General features: G+C 39.8%; 20 protein-coding genes. 16 read left to right on the top strand and 4 right to left on the bottom strand.

The window, feature by feature from the left end; all coding sequences use genetic code 11:
* The first annotated feature begins 131 nt into the window (after window positions 1-131).
* The gene (locus tag AB1K83_RS06295) at window positions 132-2,312 is read left to right on the top strand and encodes a peptidoglycan D,D-transpeptidase FtsI family protein (RefSeq protein WP_413057305.1); all 2,181 of its coding nucleotides are present in this window, start codon (window positions 132-134) and stop codon (window positions 2,310-2,312) included.
* A gap of 43 nt (window positions 2,313-2,355) precedes the next feature.
* Here the strand turns inward: AB1K83_RS06295 and AB1K83_RS06290 are convergent, their stop codons facing one another.
* Together AB1K83_RS06290 and AB1K83_RS06285 are read right to left on the bottom strand one after the other, a co-directional pair.
* The gene (locus AB1K83_RS06290) at window positions 2,356-2,862 is read right to left on the bottom strand and encodes a hypothetical protein (RefSeq protein ID WP_413057304.1); all 507 of its coding nucleotides are present in this window, start codon (window positions 2,860-2,862) and stop codon (window positions 2,356-2,358) included.
* A complete protein-coding gene (locus AB1K83_RS06285) occupies window positions 2,859-3,233 on the bottom strand; it encodes a hypothetical protein (protein ID WP_413057303.1) in 375 nt (124 codons plus the stop codon). The genes AB1K83_RS06290 and AB1K83_RS06285 overlap by 4 nt, the downstream gene beginning before the upstream one ends.
* 172 nt (window positions 3,234-3,405) lie before the next feature.
* Here AB1K83_RS06285 and rpmG point away from each other — a divergent pair, with 172 nt between their 5' ends.
* The 5 genes from rpmG (at window position 3,406) to AB1K83_RS06260 (ending at window position 7,625) form a co-directional block, all read left to right on the top strand.
* The gene (rpmG, locus tag AB1K83_RS06280) at window positions 3,406-3,555 is read left to right on the top strand and encodes a 50S ribosomal protein L33 (protein ID WP_067403526.1); all 150 of its coding nucleotides are present in this window, start codon (window positions 3,406-3,408) and stop codon (window positions 3,553-3,555) included.
* Between the two features lie 61 nt (window positions 3,556-3,616).
* Window positions 3,617-4,195: a 5-formyltetrahydrofolate cyclo-ligase gene (locus tag AB1K83_RS06275; protein ID WP_413057302.1), complete on the top strand. Its 579-nt coding sequence runs from the start codon at window positions 3,617-3,619 to the stop codon at window positions 4,193-4,195.
* Window positions 4,192-4,377 (top strand): YqgQ family protein, encoded by a 186-nt coding sequence (locus tag AB1K83_RS06270; RefSeq protein ID WP_413057301.1) that lies wholly within the window; start codon window positions 4,192-4,194, stop codon window positions 4,375-4,377. Before AB1K83_RS06275 ends, AB1K83_RS06270 begins: the two co-directional genes overlap by 4 nt.
* A 160-nt stretch (window positions 4,378-4,537) precedes the next feature.
* Entirely contained in the window at window positions 4,538-6,439 is a 1,902-nt protein-coding gene (locus AB1K83_RS06265) for an LTA synthase family protein (protein ID WP_413057300.1), read from the top strand.
* A gap of 79 nt (window positions 6,440-6,518) precedes the next feature.
* Window positions 6,519-7,625 carry a hypothetical protein gene (locus tag AB1K83_RS06260; protein ID WP_413057299.1) on the top strand — a complete coding sequence of 369 codons (1,107 nt, stop codon included), beginning with the start codon at window positions 6,519-6,521 and terminating at the stop codon, window positions 7,623-7,625.
* A gap of 43 nt (window positions 7,626-7,668) precedes the next feature.
* Here AB1K83_RS06260 and AB1K83_RS06255 read toward each other — a convergent pair whose 3' ends face one another.
* On the bottom strand, window positions 7,669-7,848 hold the full coding sequence (locus AB1K83_RS06255; protein WP_413057298.1) for a DUF2759 domain-containing protein: 180 nt from the start codon (window positions 7,846-7,848) through the stop codon (window positions 7,669-7,671).
* Between the two features lie 157 nt (window positions 7,849-8,005).
* Between AB1K83_RS06255 and AB1K83_RS06250 the strand changes: the two genes are divergently transcribed.
* Window positions 8,006-8,641 (top strand): MBL fold metallo-hydrolase, encoded by a 636-nt coding sequence (locus AB1K83_RS06250; RefSeq protein ID WP_413057297.1) that lies wholly within the window; start codon window positions 8,006-8,008, stop codon window positions 8,639-8,641.
* 53 nt (window positions 8,642-8,694) lie between these two features.
* On the opposite strand, the gene AB1K83_RS06245 is transcribed toward AB1K83_RS06250, so the two are convergent.
* Entirely contained in the window at window positions 8,695-8,934 is a 240-nt protein-coding gene (locus tag AB1K83_RS06245) for a DUF2626 family protein (RefSeq protein WP_413057296.1), read from the bottom strand.
* 329 nt (window positions 8,935-9,263) lie between these two features.
* On the opposite strand from AB1K83_RS06245, the gene comGA reads away from it, so the two are divergent.
* The 9 genes from comGA to AB1K83_RS06200 all read left to right on the top strand — a co-directional run bounded on the left by comGA (window position 9,264) and on the right by AB1K83_RS06200 (window position 19,125).
* Complete coding sequence (comGA, locus tag AB1K83_RS06240) at window positions 9,264-10,277, top strand: competence type IV pilus ATPase ComGA (protein WP_413057295.1); 1,014 nt, start codon at window positions 9,264-9,266, stop codon at window positions 10,275-10,277.
* The gene (gene comGB, locus AB1K83_RS06235; protein ID WP_413057294.1) at window positions 10,270-11,322 is read left to right on the top strand and encodes a competence type IV pilus assembly protein ComGB; all 1,053 of its coding nucleotides are present in this window, start codon (window positions 10,270-10,272) and stop codon (window positions 11,320-11,322) included. Before comGA ends, comGB begins: the two co-directional genes overlap by 8 nt.
* 23 nt (window positions 11,323-11,345) lie before the next feature.
* Window positions 11,346-11,567 (top strand): competence type IV pilus major pilin ComGC, encoded by a 222-nt coding sequence (gene comGC, locus AB1K83_RS06230; RefSeq protein ID WP_413057524.1) that lies wholly within the window; start codon window positions 11,346-11,348, stop codon window positions 11,565-11,567.
* Window positions 11,568-11,795: 228 nt separating this feature from the next.
* On the top strand, window positions 11,796-12,533 hold the full coding sequence (locus AB1K83_RS06225; RefSeq protein WP_413057293.1) for a hypothetical protein: 738 nt from the start codon (window positions 11,796-11,798) through the stop codon (window positions 12,531-12,533).
* Window positions 12,534-12,679: 146 nt separating this feature from the next.
* Complete coding sequence (locus tag AB1K83_RS06220) at window positions 12,680-13,492, top strand: hypothetical protein (RefSeq protein WP_413057292.1); 813 nt, start codon at window positions 12,680-12,682, stop codon at window positions 13,490-13,492.
* A 474-nt stretch (window positions 13,493-13,966) separates the two neighbouring features.
* On the top strand, window positions 13,967-14,989 hold the full coding sequence (locus AB1K83_RS06215; protein ID WP_413057291.1) for an S-layer homology domain-containing protein: 1,023 nt from the start codon (window positions 13,967-13,969) through the stop codon (window positions 14,987-14,989).
* Window positions 14,990-15,159: 170 nt separating this feature from the next.
* A complete protein-coding gene (locus AB1K83_RS06210) occupies window positions 15,160-15,741 on the top strand; it encodes a tyrosine-type recombinase/integrase (RefSeq protein WP_413057290.1) in 582 nt (193 codons plus the stop codon).
* A gap of 599 nt (window positions 15,742-16,340) precedes the next feature.
* The gene (locus AB1K83_RS06205) at window positions 16,341-17,141 is read left to right on the top strand and encodes a hypothetical protein (RefSeq protein ID WP_413057289.1); all 801 of its coding nucleotides are present in this window, start codon (window positions 16,341-16,343) and stop codon (window positions 17,139-17,141) included.
* A 163-nt stretch (window positions 17,142-17,304) separates the two neighbouring features.
* Window positions 17,305-19,125 carry a recombinase family protein gene (locus tag AB1K83_RS06200; protein WP_413057288.1) on the top strand — a complete coding sequence of 607 codons (1,821 nt, stop codon included), beginning with the start codon at window positions 17,305-17,307 and terminating at the stop codon, window positions 19,123-19,125.
* Window positions 19,126-19,138 lie beyond the last annotated feature (13 nt).

The raw sequence follows: 19,138 nt of genomic DNA, 5'->3' as shown, positions 1-19,138 counted from the left end.
GCGAAACCAAGCACACATCTATATCGTCCATAGATGTGTGCTTTTTTCGTTTCTAATGATATAATGCAGGGTGGTAGAAACGTCATTGATAGAGAAGTAATTTCAGATAGTAATACATAAGGGGGAGCAGGATGAAAAAACAAATCCGAAAAGCAGATCAAGCGAAAATACGGCAAAGAAAACATATTGCATTCCGGATGAATTTTCTGTTCTTCTCCATCTTCATCCTTTTTTCTTTGCTCATTTTCCGGCTCGGCTATTTGCAGATTGTCAAAGGGGAAGATTATACGAGAGCTCTTGAACAGAAAGAGGAGATTCCGGTCAATACCAGCGTGCCGCGGGGCCGATTGTTCGATCGGACAGGTCGGATCATGGTCGATAATGATCCGAAAAATGCGATCACTTATACGAAGACTTCTTCCACGTCAGCGGAAGATATGCTGGATATTGCCCGTAAGCTTGCTGCATTGATCGAGCAGGATACGAGGCGAGTCACCTTGGGGGATAAAAAAGACTTCTGGATTTTATTAAATAGTGAAGAAGCGGCTGAAAAGGTTTCGAAGGAAGAAATCGCAAAAATCAAAGAAGATAAGACTTTGACAGACAGAGAAGTCCAGCGACAGATCAACCAGATGACTCGGGACAGAGTGACCGATGGCGAATTGGCGACATTAACGGACGCTGACATGGAAGTACTGGCTATTTATCGTGAAATGACGACAGGTTATGCGTTTTCCCCTCAGATCATCAAAAATGAAAACGTCACGGAAAGGGAATTCGCCGCAGTCTCCGAAAGATTGGATGATCTTCCGGGAGTCAATACAACGACCGATTGGGACCGGGTCAAGATGTCCAGCAATGCCATTCTCGGATCGACAACAAGTCCGATTGAAGGGATTCCAAGAACCCACCTTGATTACTACTTGGCGCGAAATTATTCACGGAATGACCGGGTCGGTCGTAGTTACTTCGAACAATATTATGAGGAATTGCTAAAAGGGCAAAAAACTATAGTCAAAAACGTGAAAGATCGGACAGGTCGTGTTGTTGAAACCAAAACGGTGAAAGAAGGGGAACCAGGGAAAGATTTAATGCTCACCATTGACAGTGAATTACAACTCGAAGTGGAAAATATGGTATCCGAAAAATTATTGCAATTAAAGAGGAGATCGGATACGCGCTTATTAGATCGAGCTTTCGTTGTCATGATGGACCCGAACACCGGAGAAGTTCTGGCTTTGGTCGGCAAACAAGTGTTAAGAGACAAAGAGACGGGAAAATACGAGATCCGTGATTATACATTCGGTACGTTCAGCACGGCGTATGAAGCGGGCTCTACCGTAAAAATGGCAACCTTGTTGGCCGGTTATCAATATGGCGCTGCGAGACTCGGTGAGGTCAAGATTGATGAGCCCATCCGTCTTAGAGGGGGAGGGACTAAATCGTCGGTTTTCAACCGCTCCTCCCGTGTGGCGGTGAGCGACATCGAAGCGATTGGTCGCTCGTCAAACGTTTATATGTTCAAAATCGCCATGTCGTTGGGGAATTATTCCTACGTACCGTACAGTGGCTTGAAAATTGACTTTGCCGCATTTGATAAATTGAGGAATAGCTACGCTTCTTTCGGTTTGGGTACGAAAACAGGCATTGATCTGCCTGGGGAAGTGACAGGAATCATGGTGGAGCCGAATCGCTCCGAACCTGGTAAGCTACTGGACTTTTCGATTGGTCAGTTCGATACATATACACCGTTGCAACTTGCCCAATACGTGTCCACGATTGCGAATGGCGGATACCGGGTCGCCCCTAAAGTGTTGAAAGCCATCTACGAACCTTCGCCTGATGGCCAGACGTTTGGTCCGCTCCTGCAAGAAACGGAAACGGTCGTCCTCAACCGGATTGCAAACAGCGATGAAGAGATCGCAAGGGTCAAGCAAGGGATGTATTATACGTATTACGGTCCTCGTGGAACAGGAAGAGGGTTGTTTGATGGGGCTACATTCGATGCAGGCGGTAAAACAGGGACAGCACAAACGGGATATTACGAAGGGGAAGATCGGAGTCTCTGGGGGACCCAGACCATTTCGGTGGCCCACGTAGGTTTTGCGCCTTTTGACAAACCGGAAATTGCCTACGCTGTGTTAGTTCCACACGTATCGACTGTATCCAGAGGCTATGCTTATCCGAATAATGAATTAGCAGCCTCAGCCGTTACGAAGTATTTTGAACTAAAGGATAAACGAATGAAAGAAGACGACTCCACTGTGTCAATCTCGATTAAACCAGCATTTGAAAAAGACATCGCCAAATAAAGAAACAACACCCATATGGCTTGTGGCCAATGGGTGTTGTTTTTCATTTTGTGATAATGCGGGCAATCGTCTTGAAATCCATGGACGAATCAAGTTCATGTTCACCGATTTGAATTTTACCGGTTAATCCTTGCGATGCCAAGTAACTGTCAAATTCGGAAGCATCCTTTACGATCCCTAGACGCTCCAAGGAGGCAGACACCGAGGTGGAATTGGAACCACTTTGTATCGTTAGAACAGTTTTGATAGTTGGAGCGGCCCCTTCCTTGGTCCCAACTACTGTTGATAACTCTTTGTCGGACGGTTCCCGTTCGTTTTTCGGTTCCTGTTTCACCGGCGGCTGTACCGGTTTGGTGTCCACAGAGGAAGCGGTTTGGGTCATTGCCAAGGCCTCTTTTGTCCTCGTCAACTCTTCTTCTGTGTTCTTTAATTTTTCTTGAAGATTGGTTAGCTCGGCATCAGTAGGGTTGTCCATATCAGTTGTGAAGTATAGGACGCCTCCAGCTAAGAGGCAACCGAGTCCGATGGTGCGCAATAATTCTTTTATCATTTCAGCATCCCTCGCGAACTGAGAACCTGAAGCACATCGTCGTTAGTCAAAGAAGAGCGCTTGGAAATCTCCCCAATTGTGTAGCCTTGCGCATGGAGTGATAATATTTGATTGACAATGATCTCATGGACCGGTTTTGGTCCATCTTTTTCTATATTTGCAGAAGGAATGGAAGAACGAGGGAGCCCCATTCCAATCATCAATTCTTCTTCCACGGTCTTCAATCTCTTCTTTAAGTGATTCGTTTCTTGATGCAGGCTAATTGAAATTTTTTCCAGATCATCCGCGTATCGACCTTTGGAATTTCCAACGAAGAAAGAAGCGACGACACAGATAAGTCCTATAATGAGTAATAATAATGGGGTATCCATCGAGTGATCAAGCCTCCAATAATATGCCTTTCTTTCATAGTACCATATGCATTCACGTTAGGAAATTTCGAATTTCCTACTGGACATCTCAAGCTGATATGGTACAATTATAAAGTCGTATAAATCATGCTCATATTACTTTTACTATTCCTGATGAGTGGGAGGGATAACAATGCGCGTAAACATTACACTAGCTTGCACTGAATGCGGCGAGCGCAATTATATTTCAAAGAAAAACAAGCGTAACAATCCGGAACGCCTTGAAATGAAAAAATATTGCTCACGTGAAAAGAAACAGACTTTGCACCGTGAAACGAAATAATCGCTCTGGCCAAAACCTTCACGGGTTTTGGTTTTTTCATTTCAAATTGGGGGTATAGTAAATGAGTAAAAACTTTCAACGGAACCAGATGTTGGAACTCCTGAATCAAATGGACGATTCCATATACCGACGTTTCTCGGGCGTAATTTTGGATCGGGTGCTCGCTTCGGAAGAGTTCCGGAATGCCTGTACAATCGGCATCACTATTTCAAGGTTTCCGGAAGTGGACACAATACCTTTGATTAAACACGCATGGGAGGCCGGAAAGAAGATTGCCACCCCAAAGTGCATACGCTCTACAAGAGATATGGATTTCCGCATCATTTCCTCATTGGATGAACTCGAGACAGTCTATCTCAATTTACGGGAGCCGATTGTCGAGGTGACGGTTCCTACCGGAAAAGAGGCGATCGACTTGCAAATCGTACCTGGTGTCCTTTTTTCTCCGAACGGGTATCGAATCGGTTTCGGAGGAGGATATTATGATCGCTACCTGTCCGATTATCGTGGTAAAATGATTTCGTTGGCTTTTTCATGTCAGACTGGGCATGATATTCCAATCGAAGACCATGATATTCCCGTCCCAAAGATTTTTACGGAAGAAGGGGTCCTTAACTGTCCAAAGGAGATGGCCCGATGAAAAATCTTTTTGATGTGATGAAGCTTTTAAAACGATTTGGAATTTATATATATACAGGTGACAGAAAAGCGGACATTGGAATGATGCAGTCCGAAGTTAAGGATCTATTCGATAACGGATTAGTGACCAAGGAAGAGTATATTGCCGCAACATTAGTATTGCGGGAGGAAATGCCTGGTTGAAAAGTCCGTAATACACAGGTCTTTTGTCGCTATATCATTAGATAATGAAACCTTTCCAGGCCTTCATCCGTCTAATAGGAAGCGGGTGTTGGAGTGATCAGTTTGCAATTGACATGATGACATAAAAACATGAAAGAAATATAGGAAAGGGAGATAAGGAATGAGAAAATTATCTTGGCCAAAACACTCCGTTCTCGTTATTGCGATTATCGCGACGTGGCTTACCACTTATTTTGGCTATTTGACCAGTTTTAATATGAAGATAGATAATTTGATGCAGGAATTCATTCTTTTTATGAATCCCCTCAGTTTTCTATTGTTCGTATATGGAATATCCTTGTTTATTAAAAGGACGAAAATACGGAATCGATATATATTGGCAATCAGTTTGATTACCTCCGTGATTATGTTTAGTAATGCAGTGTTCTACCGATTCTTTAATGATTTCATTACTTTGCCGGTTTTGATGCAGACAAGCAACTTCGGGGATTTATCATCATCGATTACAGCCAATATTGAATTGACGGATGTTTTCTTTTTTACGGACTTCTTCATTGTCCTATTGGCAATTAAATATATCCCGAAAAACACGAGTGTTCTTCGCTATGGAAATATTGGCCGTAAACTGTACTTCATTGCGACTGCAGCGATTATGATGGTCAACCTTGGTCTTGCCGAGACAGAAAGACCACAACTATTGACTCGAAGCTTTGACAGGGAGTTATTGGTAAAAAATATTGGAACATATAACTATCATATTTACGATTTGTTCGTTCAGTCTAAATCACATGCACAGCGCGCGCTTGCCGATGGAAGCGAATTGGCGGAAGTCGGTAACTATATTTATGCGAATTACGCGGAGCCGAACCCGAACATGTACGGGATTGCCAAAGGCCGAAATGTGATCATTGTGTCACTGGAGTCCCTGCAAAACTTTGTTATTAATAACGATATGGATGGTCATGTCATCACTCCATTCTTGAATGAGCTTACACAAGATCCGGACACTTTCTACTTTAATAACTTCTATCATCAGACAGGACTGGGGAAAACGTCAGATTCTGAGTTCATTTTGGAGAATTCTCTTTATGGACGAAACGGCGGTGCTGTGTTTTTCACGAACAGCGGAAATAAATATCAAGCACTATCTGAACGTTTAGGTGAGAATGGATACTTCACAAATGTCATGCACGCAAACAATCGCAGTTTCTGGAACCGTGACATCATGTATCACGCCCTTGGAATTCAAAAATATTACGATGTGGAAAGCTATGTAATTGGCGAAGGCCAATCCGTCAACTGGGGAATGAAAGACATCCCATTTTTTGAGCAATCGGTCGAGCTGATGAAAGAAATGCCTCAACCATTTGCTTCCAGAATGATTACGTTGACGAACCATCACCCGTTTGATCTGGATGAGGAAGACATGCTGATTCCAGCTTACACTTCCAATTCCAACACATTGAATAAGTACTTCCAAGCCGTCCGTTACATGGATGAAGCGGTGAAGGTCTTCTTTGAAAAACTGAAAGAGAGCGGTCTGTATGATAACTCGATCATTGTCATGTATGGTGACCATTATGGGATCTCGGAAAATCACAATAAAGCAATGGGCATGTATTTAGATAAAGAAATCACTCCTTATGATAATGCCGTATTGCAGAAAGTCCCTCTTTTCATTCATATCCCTGGTTACGGAAAGGGGAAAGAGATGGATGAACTTTCGGGACAGCTGGATTTACGTCCAACAATCCTTCATCTCCTAGGCATCGAAACGAAACAAGATATGCAGATGGGTGAGGATGTGTTCTCGCCAGACCACGAAGAATTAGTCATCTTCCGAGATGGCCGTTTCGTGACAGATAAGTATGTTTATACCCAAGAGGTCTGCTATGATGTAGAGACTGGGGAAGAGACCGATAGTGCTGCTTGTGAACCGTTTATCGAACGGGCAACCCAAGAACTTGGCTATTCGGATATGATCATCAACGGGGATTTACTTCGCTTTAAAGAAGATGAAAACAAGTCATATTATTCGTCTAATGATAAGAAAAACGAATAAAATATTCTGCACGGAGAATTTCCGTGCAGTCTTTTTTACATAAGGAAAAGGTAATTATTTGAAAAGGAGGGAATTAGATTTGAAAAATTGGTTGTTTGCTTATTGTGTAGCAACGACCTTATTATTGATAGGGTGTAAAAATGAATCAGCCCAACTCGATACGGATAGACCGGTCGTCACCGATCCACCCAAACAGATTGTACAAGAACAGAAGCAAGATTTGCACCGCTTAGAAGTCGATCCAGCTTCATTCCATTTCATAGCAGATTGGCTGTCAGATGAAGAAATCATATATGTCGAAAAGAACGAAGGCCTATACCAGATCCAACGCTTTAATATAGTAACCGGCGATATCCAGACAGTCTTCGAGGATCCCTCTATCATCATTGATGTATTGATTCATCCTTCAAGAGATTTTCTTCTCATACATACAAGTAATAATCCTCTTTCTGCAACAGTGAAAGTCCTATCCTTGGAAGGTCTAGTAGAAGATGAGATTGTTATAGAATCATCCGAGCTCGCAATGGAATGGAACACCATTGATCCTAATCGGATTTTATTGACAGCATTTCACGAAGATTGGACATTCGACCTGTTTTTATATGATGGTGAAGATGATTATTTGGAGTTGGTCGAATTGGACGACCCCTTCCCGAAGTGGTTTGGCAAGGACTTGATAGCAACCGGGCATGTTGAAGACCATTCTTTAAATGGCGGGACCATGAAAATTTATGATCCCAGAACGAGGAAGCAGCAAGATTTTGGGCAATCGGACATCGTATATTTCGACACTTATGGTAACTCGGTCCTGACCGTTCAGGTGGATGAAAGGGAAGATGCGGTGTATACGTTGTGGGAGACCGATGGAGCGATCCGGCACCAATGGAAGATGCCGGCCGTCAGCAATTATTCCGAGTGGGTCATTCCGGAAATCGCATGGGTTTCAGACAATGAGATTTTTTTGGCAGCTCCCGAGACAGGCGGCCTGATGGATGAATTACAATCACCCATCCAACTCTTCCAGGTCAAGGAGAAGCAACATAAAGTGGTTGCGGAAGAAGTGGAGGCAGTGAAACCGCGTTGTTCCCCCTCTGGGAAAAGATGCTTAACGGGCTTCTCATCTGAAATCCTTATCTCTACTGAAACAGGAGAAAAACAAGCTTGGCTTTCTTTTCGGGAAAACTAAAAAAACATCCTTTACGCGAAAGGCGTAAAGGATGTTTTTTTAATTAATGCAGTGACGGTGGATAGCCTTGGAAAACGATTGTTGCAATCGTGAATCCTCCGATGACGACTGCAGTCCCTAGATTGAAAAGAATACTCAAAACATTACGTTCTTTAATAGCTTGAACTGTTCCGACTACTGCTAGGATTGCAATCAATCCAAAAATGACCATTAATAAGTTCATGGGTAGACACTCCTTTCACAGAGAAAAAATGAATGCCACTATAGCAATATTCCTCTTCTATTGTACTGGTATAGCAGCTCTTTGTCGAGGCTAATTAATGACGAAAATTTGAAATCCACCTTGCTGTTGAGTAGTATTAATGCCAGGAGGGGAAAACATGTTAAAAATTCATACATATCCGCTTGGACCCATTCAAACGAATTGTTACATCATTGAAGAGCCGGGTGGACAGTGTCTGATCGTAGATCCCGGTGAAGAAGGGAAACGCATAATCCAGGAAATCGAGGGAGCAGGGTTGAAACCGGCCGCCATCCTTTTAACCCATGCCCATTTCGATCATATCGGGGCAGTGGATACAGTTCGCGATCATTTCAACATTCCAGTCCATATCCACCCTGCAGAACAGGAATGGCTCTTAAATCCAGATTTGAACGGTTCCTCGCGCTATCCTGGATTCCCAGCTGTCCGCAATAGGGAAGCGGATCATTTATTTGGAGAAGGTTTGCTGGCAATCGGACCATTCACGTTCGAAGTCCGACATACGCCCGGCCATTCGCCGGGCAGTGTGTCATTCATCTTTGAAGACTCAGGATTTGCGGTTGTCGGTGATACCCTGTTCAGGCAGAGTGTTGGGAGGACCGACTTGTCCGGAGGGGATACTGCAACACTCTTGGCTTCGATTCATAATAAACTTTTGTCTTTGGATGATGATTGTATCATTTATCCAGGCCATGGACCTGCCACAACACCTGATTTTGAAAAGGATGCGAATCCATTTTTAAATGGTTTTTAAGATGTAACAAACAAAAAAACAGCCTATGAGGGCTGTTTTTTTGTATGTACTTTTTAATGGGCGCCTTGCACGTGTATAAAGGTCGCATAGTAGCTGAACCCTACCATGAAAATCATCAGGTATGCGCCAAACATGTACATATACATACGCTCTGTCAGATTTAAGTATCCGAGCAATAGGAAGAAAAGTGTACTCGCTACAAAAAGAAGCGAAGCTGTTAGCATGTCACCGATAAAGAACATAACGGCGAAAATGCCTGTCCAGAAGCCTAGCAGCTTGAACATGTTATCCATAGTCCTGTCCCTCCTTAAAAAAACATTACAATAAGCTCCTACTCATTATAATGGATAATGATCTGCTATGTAAACTGTAATCATGGATACATTGTGACAAACAGGTGGATGCCCGACTGAAAAAGGGCAAAATCTGATTTTGATCTAATAAAATTTAGATCTAACACTGAAAAAGTATGTTTTCCTTTGAAAATCCAGGTGAAAAAGAAGATTTGGCTCATTTCTTCATAGCAAAATACGATTTTGAACGGAAGTATTCCAATTAAATGGAAAACGTCGTATGATTTTCATAGGACGAAAAGCAGTCTTTCGACCTCCAAGAAAGAGAGGTGTTCCAAATCGACAAGGAACATGTAATTGATCGAAAATGTTTTCAGCTACTGGAAAGAGCGATCACCTATGAAGCGACCGATATCCATCTCACTCCTGTAAGGGAAGGATATCATGTATACCTAAAAAAGTATGCAAAGCTTAACTATTCGGGTGTTATTCCACTTCAGTTGGCGAATCGAATGATTTCCTTTTATAAATTTCTTTCCTCACTAGATATAAGCGATAGGCGAAAACCCCAAAGTGGCTCATTCCATAAGCAAATCCAAGGTGAAAATTTTTCTTTCCGTGTCTCGACCATTCCTTCCATCCACATGAAAGAAAGTGTCGTCATCCGATTGCAGAAGCATGACCGTATTGTTCCAGTTGACAAGCTTTGCATGGAAAAGGCATGGGCTGAACAATTGACTGATGCAATCTCCCGCCAGCAAGGGCTTGTGTTAATGACGGGACCGACCGGTTGCGGGAAGACGACAACCATCTACTCCTTGACGGCTCATTGTGTCAATCATCTCAATAGACATGTCATCACCTTGGAGGATCCTGTCGAAAACAACCATTCCCACCTTCTTCAAGTCCAAGTGAATGAACAGTCCGGTATGACCTATTCGGCTGGTTTAAAAGCGATTTTACGCCATTCTCCAGACGTCATCATGATCGGTGAAATCAGGGATTCTGAAACGGCTAAGGTTGCTGTGCAGGCAGCTCTGACAGGCCATTTAGTTTTATCTACCGTCCATTCCAAAGATCCGATCGGCTGTTTCTACCGGATGCTGGATTTTGGCATTTCGGCAGAAGAATTGCGTCAAACGATCATCTGCATTTCGGCACAGCGGCTGATCCGAAAAGCTGGCGGACAACAAGGTGCCATCTTTGAAATATTAAGTGGCAATCAACTTGACTACATGGTAGATGCAGTGATTCGTGGCGAACGGTTCAATCTGCCTGTTTCCATGAAATTGGATACAATTTCCCGGAAATATGGCGTTCCAGAAGGTGCACTTCATGAATAAGGGGATTGAAAAGTTAACAAGGAAAAATAATGAAATCTTGCAAAACCGACCTTCATTTCTAAAGCGGTTGGCTGTTTTACTGGACGAAGGCTATACATTCCATGACTCCTTGCTTCTTCTGCTTCCACATCATGTAGAAAACTATCACCCACTCCTACAACGTATTGAGAAGGATTTGACAGCCGGCCATGGTGTCACCCATATTCTTCGTCGAATCGGCTTTGCTCCTGGAAGTCTTCTGCCAGTAGCGATTGCTGAAATTGATGGCCAATTAGGTCGAGCGTTAAATGAAATGGCCAATCGATTGAATAACAAGGAAGAGAAGCAGAAAAGGCTAAGAACGTTACTACTTTACCCAACGGTACTATTCCTTTTCATTGCTGCATTGCTGCTTGCATTCCGAGGGCTTTTTCTGCCGAACCTGGAAATGCTTGCTGTGGCGAGGCAAGGGGATGGCGGGTTTGTTTCCTTATTACCTGTCATCGTATCGCGAATTCCCGATGCGATCTTTTTGTTCGCCCTTCTCCTAGGAAGCCTAACGGCAGGGTTTTTCTTTTACTATAGAAAACTTCCGGTCGAAAGGAAAATCCGGCTGATGATTTCCATTCCGATTGTGGGACCTTTTTTCATGCAGTTGAAAACGAGAGACTTCTCCAATGAGATGGGGAGTCTATTGCAATCCGGACTATCATTGCAAAATTCGTTAAGCGTCCTAATTGAACAAGATCTGGATAACATACTGTCCGAAATTTCAAGGAAAGTAAGAGACCAGGTGATATACGGCGAATCGTTCCATGCAGCAATTGAAATGACAGATGGATTAACGAAGCAATTGGCCAGTTTCGCAAGGCACGGGGCGGATAGCGGCTATTTGGCGAAAGAGCTGCTCATTTACAGCGACCATCTGAATGATCTGATCGAACGCCAATTATCCCAGGCATTGGCCTTGCTGCAGCCAATCCTGTTTAGCGGCATTGCGGTCTGTATTTTAGCGGCTTATCTAGCCATATTATTGCCTGTCTACGGCATGTTAGACCATTTATAGAGAGGAAGATTGCATTGGAATTCATTCGAAATGAAAGAGCGTTCACTCTAATAGAAATGATGATCGTTTTGTTAATCATCTCTGTTTTAATTTTGGTCGCAATCCCAAATGTGACTAAGCATTCGAAATCGATTGACGAAAAGGGGTGTCAGGCCTACGTAAATATGATTGCTATGAAAGACAACCAATGCTACAACATCAATAGTGCCAATGGTTTGGGAGGTTCAAGGAAATCATCAAATTAAAAACTTATTAGAAAATAGAGCTAAAAATGAAATAGTTAACCGTTGAAGAACAATATACAAAAAATAAATATTATTTTTTGGTAGCGTTGACGATGTTAGAAACCGTTCGTATATTAATATACAGAGGGACAAATCACAACAAATGTCTCATGTCAATAGAAAAAATAAATACTTTTTTGTAGGGGCGGCAACGTTCCACACAATAAAAAATATATAGGGGGAAATCTAATGAACAATAGAGAAAAACGGAGCTTAATAGAGGAACAACGTGCAACAGTTGAGAGGGCTTTCGAGGTAAATGATATTAATTTGAAGGACATAGAGGCGGGTTTAACCCTATACAAGTCTATCATTCGAGCAAAAGAAAGAGCGGGCAAGCGGAAAGGTTATAAGCAGGTGCTTTATTTATTCGACAAAGATCAACGAAAGGCATTGATTCAGATAATCAAGGAGTTACCAGAGTTTTGGACAAGTTGGAAAGAGCAACAAAAGAAGTTTGAAGCGAGCAGTTATAACGAGGATTATAGACCTTCAATTCATAGGATAGATACAAATGGTCACTATGCCTTAGACAACATTTCCATGCTTCCATATGGAGAACATTTACAAGAAAATGCAGTAGTAACGGGATTTTTTGGAACTAAAGACGATACAACCTACTTTGAATATTTCCATTCGATTACTGAAGCAAGTAACTTTTTTGGGATTCCCGCCCACGTATTGAAGAAAATCGAAAATCAAGCGGTCAATATTAATGGGTTTGTTGGTATGTATGCCCGTATTGAACAACGTCCAGCACGTCCAAAGGCGGAACAGGATAGAATAGATAAGGCAGATTATCAATCCTTAAAAAGCGATATAGAGCGTTTTGAAGCAATGCCAGCAGGGCAAGTCAGTGAAAGCCTACTAGCTGGAATGAAAGAAAAATTAATGATATTTGAAGCGAACGGATTTCATCTACTCTAATAATAATAGCTAGTATTTTAATATTTAATCTAATTTTTATGTCCTCTTAGATACCAATTTATCAAATTTGAAAGGATATAAATTGACCAGAAAGTTTTTATCAATAATTCAACCTAAAATATCATAATAATAGAATGGGGAATTCAATGAAAATATCAATTGATACAATGATTCTGCAAGCAAAATTATCCCATAATGAAATAGACGACATTCTAAGCCATATCAGCAGTGCTTATTCATATCAGAGTAAAGGCTACGACTACAATCTAAGCCTTAAACAATACGGCGTATTTATCCAATTGCGACCTAAATACGGTTTCAAATTCAATGCAAAAATAACCTTACAAACCGCATTCTTTAAACTAAAAGAAGTACCACAGTCTATCCTAGACATCTTAAAGCTAAATTGGAGTATTACGTCTTTACAGATAGCGTTTGACAGTCATACAAGCCTTGCTAACAGCTTTACATTCAAACATCATGGCAACATCAAACACAAACAAATAATTGATGAGAACGGTCATAAAACGCTTTACTTCGGTGCTTTTAATCCAGCCAACAAAAATAATAGGTCAATCCGCTACGATCGTAACGAAAAGGAAATAAGCCTTGAATTTGAAAGTGGTGGCAATCATCTATTTTCAAACCGCTACGAGGTCAGATTATCATTCAAAATTGGAGAACAACCGCTTAATAACGTTAATCATGAGTTGATTAGTAAACGACTATCACGACATATCTTTATACCGAATATTGGAGCAATGGACACGGACGGCTACACCAAACGTAAATTCAGCAAGATAGCAGAGGACTATGGACGATTAGACGGATACTATCGGGACGAAAAGACACAACTTAAAGCCATTGCTAAAGCGCATAGAGAGCCACTGGAGCAACACTACAATGACAAGAAAGAGAGACTATTCAATTTTATCAATTATGGCGGTGTACTGAATTGAGTGGATTGATTGATAAACTATACGAGCTATTACAGCCCAATAGAGCAGAGTTGATTGACTTCGAGGACTTGCTACCAAGATACAACAGGAAGGCAGTAGACAGGCTATCAGAGGACTTACAGGCATTACAGGAACAGGGGTTGTTATTGTTCGAAAGGCAAGAATACGGGTTCCTGATTGAGTTGCTAAATAAAGAATAGGCAGACATTTATTCACAATGGACGTAGCTAGTTCATCCTAGTTACGTTCTTCCTTCCATAATATTGTATCTAAAGGTAATCAGAACATCCATTCGTGTTATATTTCGATATGCGAATAAATGCTACATTCTTGCATATAGGTACCCGCCACAAGCCGATAATATGGGACTTGCTTCGTAACGAGTCGAGAGTGTAGCCGAATGTATTTTATTTACAGTTTTTTCAGATCGTTTGTGGTATAGTGAATAGGAAAATATAATTAAGGGGGAATAATATGAGAAAAGTTCTAGTATTCTTATTAACTTTAGTTTTAATGGTTTCACTAGTTCCGCAAGCAAAGGGATCGAATCACACATTTAAAGACGTTCCTAAAAACCATCCTAACTACACGGAAATCATGTATTTATTAGAGATGGGTGTTATTGAGCCGACAGAAAAGTTTGGGGTTAATCAAAAGGTCACACGAGAAGAAGTTGCAGTGATGGTCAGTAAAGCGATTGGACTGAATGGGAATAAAACGAAAACAAAGTTTAAAGATGTACCCGAAAGCAGATACTCCTCTGGTTATATTAATTCAGCTGTTGAAGCGGGAATAATCAACGGCTATCCAGATGGAACATTTAAACCTACCAATCTTGTCACCCGGGGTCATATGGCTGCCTTCATTGCCAATGCCTTTAAATTAACAAATCAAGCTGACATTAATTTTAAAGATGTTCCCAAAGGATCAACAGCATATGTAGCGGTTAAAAAGTTGGTGGCGGCAAATATTACATCGGGATATCCGGATGGGACATTTAAGCCAAATGAAGGTTTAACAAGAGCACACATTTCAGCTTTTATAGCAAGGGCAATGAATCCTGATTTTAGACCCCAACCAAGAAAGATTGTGACACGTGGAATAAGTTTCGACATGGGGATTAATGATGTGAAAAAATTAGAAGGGGCAAAGTTGATAGAACACCTTAAAGATTATGATGTGCAAGCTTTAATATATAAGGTTGAAAAATTTGGGTATTCAGCTAAACTTACTTACTATTTCGAGAATGGTAAGCTGAATTATATTATGTATGACTTTTTACCAAATAAAAATTCATTTCATACAAGTGGTGAGATAAAAGCTTTGCATAATATGCTTTTAAAACAGGCTGTTAATGAGCTTGGAACGAACTATTTTACTGCGGATAACTATTCAGGGGTAGGAACCTTATGGAACAAAGATGGTTATGATGTGATGTTATCAGTAAATGATAAAAATTTATATACTTCTGCCTTACTTTCATTTCACAGAAAATAATTCAAGATAATAACATCCTGAACTAGTGTGCAATAGATTGAATGTATTCTATTACCTAAAAGGATACATGTGAAAAGTTGTATTAAAGCCATTCTGTAATTGACTACCTACAAAATGTACGGTATTGTTGAAATAACAACAAAAGGATACATTTGAAAGGGGTTAGAAAAATGGCAAATACTAGCACTAAAAAAGGAATGCTAATTGATGTTCAGCCACTGACAACAAAGAAAGATATTGCAGAAATGATTGAAGCGTTAGGAATGGCAAAGTTAAACGCAGAAAGAAATGTTCTACTTTTTAAAATTGGAATAACGACAGGATTGAGAGTTGGCGATATTATAAAATTAAAAGTCGGTGACATAAAGGGGAAAAGCAACTTCAAAATCAGAGAAGGAAAAACCAAAAAAGAGCGTACTGTTCACTTAAATGCCATCATGCCAGAGATAGCAGATTATACAGAAAGCTTGAAAGATGATGAGTACCTTTTCCCTTCCAGAAAGGGAGACAGTCACATAACGACTACACAAGCGTACAGGGTACTTGTACAGGCTGGAGAATTGATAGGAAGAAATGACATAGGAACACACACAATGAGAAAAACATTCGGATACCATTATTATAAGAAAACTCATGACATTGTAACGCTTATGAACATCTTTAATCATTCGGATCAATCCATCACAAAAAGATACATTGGTATTACAGAGGAAGAAGTAGCAGATTCACTAAAAGATTTTAAATTGTTCTAAGGGTAGCCCGCCAGCTACTCTTTTTACTTATTACCATGAAAGGATGATTCCATGAACTTAATAATTGATTCAATGAAATTAATTCATTGCGATAATTGCAACCAAAAATTTGCAATAGAAAAAAATCTAATTGATCCATATTTTCAGTGTCCATATTGTTTGGCGGATGAAACGCTGTTCGAATGTCGTATCATACAGAGCCATACAGGCAAAAGTGAGGAAGTTAAACTAATTCCGATACAATTCCCCTAGCATAAAACAGAACGCCTAGAATATGCCTTAAATCGTCTTATTCAACTTTTCAAAGTAAAATCTGCCTTTTATTTTACATCATGCAACCGCCTTACAAGCCTATACAATCCCATACAAGCCACTTACAGGTATTTTACAGGTGGGGCGGATGGTATCAACCGTTTAGGCGTTAGATAAGCTACACAGAGCCATACCACGACTGTTCACATCGTAGGACTTTTATTTTTTCGAACATTATTGCACACGATTTCAATTTGATAGCGTTTTTATTTTTGTATTTGTTATCCAAATATAACCAAAATTATGGTATTATAGATATGAATCTAATTTACTATTGGAGGGGTAAGATGAAGAGAGAACTAATATTTCTAGTTTTTTGTATGTCAATAATGGTCTTATCTGCATGCTCAAGCAAACCAGAGAACGTAAATCAACAATTTTGGGAAGACTCGATTCAAGCTATTTTGTATATTGATGATTCGGTAAAAAAAGAGGAACTAATTAATACTGAGGTTATTTCCAGTATTGGTAGTGATTTGCCATCCTTATCAGACGAGGAAAAAGAGATTATTAATGATGTTCTTGATTTGTCTATGTCAAGTATATTTTATAACATTGCAATTATTTCAGAGGGAGATATAGAAGAAGCAAAAAAGAACTATGATAAAAACTATATGCAACTTGAAAAAACTTTCGGCAAGTCTAACTTAAAGAGTAGTAACTATAATGAAGCATATATAAGAGGAATTATAGCTGATAGAAAAGCGGAGGAAGGCGCTAAGAACGAAGAAGTAAAAGCAGAGTTTATGAATAAACATAAAACCAACCTTACAGCAAAAGAAGTACAGTATAATATGCCTAATCATTTAGATGAACCATTTTATCTTGAGGGTAATGTTGAGCTTTGTGATTATTATAATTACGGATATAAAAATGAGAAAGCATTCTTTTGCGGTAAATTAACACCATTTGATGGAGGCTACACTGATTCTTGGTATTTATATTTTCATAGAGCTAGTTTTGAGGGAATATATAACTACTTATTAGAAGATAGTATTGATTTCAGAATAATAGCTAAAATACCATCTAAATCATACAAAGATAACCAAGGAAATATGGCTGTTGTTGAAAATACAGTAGGTTTTTAATACTTAATACCGACCAAAGGATCGCTTTATAGCGGTTCTCTTTTATTTCTTACAGTATAGTAACGCACTTAACGTGCTTTCACACGTCATAGAATTATAAAGTATTTGAGTATCTGCTTGAGTGGTTGTAACGCATTTATTAGAGAAATGAGGTTGAAGTACAATGAAAAAAAGAGCCGTCCTCTACACACGTGTTTCCACGAACAAAGAAGAGCAAGAACTTAGTTTAAAAAATCAAGAATCCTACTATGAAGAGTGGTGTAAAAAAAATAACTATGAATTAGTCGATATTTATGCCGAAAAAGGATTAAGCGGAACAAATGCTAGAAGACCGGAGTTTATTAAAATGTTGGTTGATGCTGGACTAAACTACATTAAAAAAGATAATAGCTACGACTGGTTTGAAAAGTCTGATAGAGAACCGAAGTTTGATCTTATAATTACGAAAGATATTTCTCGTTTTTCACGGAGCGGAACGCTTGGAATTAGTGTCATCGAGTATTTGAGAGACATAGGCGTATATATTAATTTTGAAAACAATGGACTTGTAACCGATTCAGAAGAATGGTATACAAGAACAAATCTTCTTTTAATCTTCGCACAAAGTGAATCTGAAAACACTTCAAGACGTATCAAATTCACGAAAAAATATAATGCGGATAAAGGAAAATACAGTCCCGCTAGGCTTCCGTATGGTTATAAAAGAGATACAGATAATAAGATTGTAGTCGATGATGAACAAAGAAAAATAGTAGAAAAAATATTTAATGAATTTATGGAGGCGGGTTCCAAATTATTAACTCAACGATTAAACGAAATGAATATTCCAACACAGCAAGGAAACAAGTGGAGCGGAGATAAGATATTAAGGATCATCAAAAATAAAATATATACAGGCACAGCGGTTGTAAATCGGACTACAAAGAAAAATGTTACGGATACAAAACGACAAGCCTTGCATGAAGATGAATGGATTGAGATACCGAATGCAGTACCGCCTATTATTGAAGTTGAGATGTGGGAACAGGCGAACAAGATTAGAGAATCACGAATAAATAAGAGTACTAAAAAAGGTCGTAAGCCGGCAGTCAATGATATATATTACGGTAAACTCTATTGTGAAAAATGCGGATCTCGTTTTGTGCGTCACATAGGAGCGAAAGAAAAAACCACTTACATTTGTTGGAATAGACGCAATGGTCAAGGTTGCGACGTGAGAGGTATTTCAATATCAAACGTCAATGAAGCGTTCGACCGTATCGGAGTATCAAGTCTTATAGATGGAATTGCAAACTACACGGGTTACACCAGATTAATGGAGCGAATTGAAGCAGAAACAGCTAACCTAAACAATCGAAGAAATGAAGTCACGGTAAAAATTGAACAGCTAGAAATAGAAAATAACACGATTAAACAAGCTATTAAACAACAATTAGCAGGCGGAACACAAGGGGTTATTGATATGTTTGTGGCGGATATTGAAAAAAATATCGAGCAAATAAAAGAACACGAAAGCCAAATTGAAAAAATAAACATAGACAGTATCAGTAAACTAAGGGAAAAGGTCGAACAAAAGAGAGTATTAATAGAAGAGATTCATTCTGGCACAAGAATAAAGAAAGCCGAAAAGTTAAAATTACTAAAGGAAATTGTCGTAGGAGACTATGAAATAAAAGTAAGTTTTTCGTTCCCGAACTACGAGGAAGAGATATTGGAGTTCAATTCACTATTTCCAATGGCTGAGATTCATTCAGTTACTTTTCATAAATTTGAAGAGCATTTCAGACGAACACACAAAGAAGCCAGAGAATTTTGGCAGGGTGTAGATGATTCAAAAATAGACTTTTACAACCATCCAAACTATTACAATGTGGATGGCAATTACTTTATTGAAAGCGGTGGTACTTATTTTGTAAGCGGAAAGAACTTAAGTAAAGAAGCCATAGAAGCAGAAAGGCTACTTGAAGAAAGTTCCAAAAATTAGGACGATCACGCAT

Origin of the sequence: Sporosarcina sp. 179-K 3D1 HS, assembly GCF_047228905.1 — a bacterium.
Lineage (GTDB): Bacteria > Bacillota > Bacilli > Bacillales_A > Planococcaceae > Sporosarcina.
Note: the sequence above shows the minus strand (reverse complement) of the source record. Positions and strands in the feature narration are given on the sequence as shown.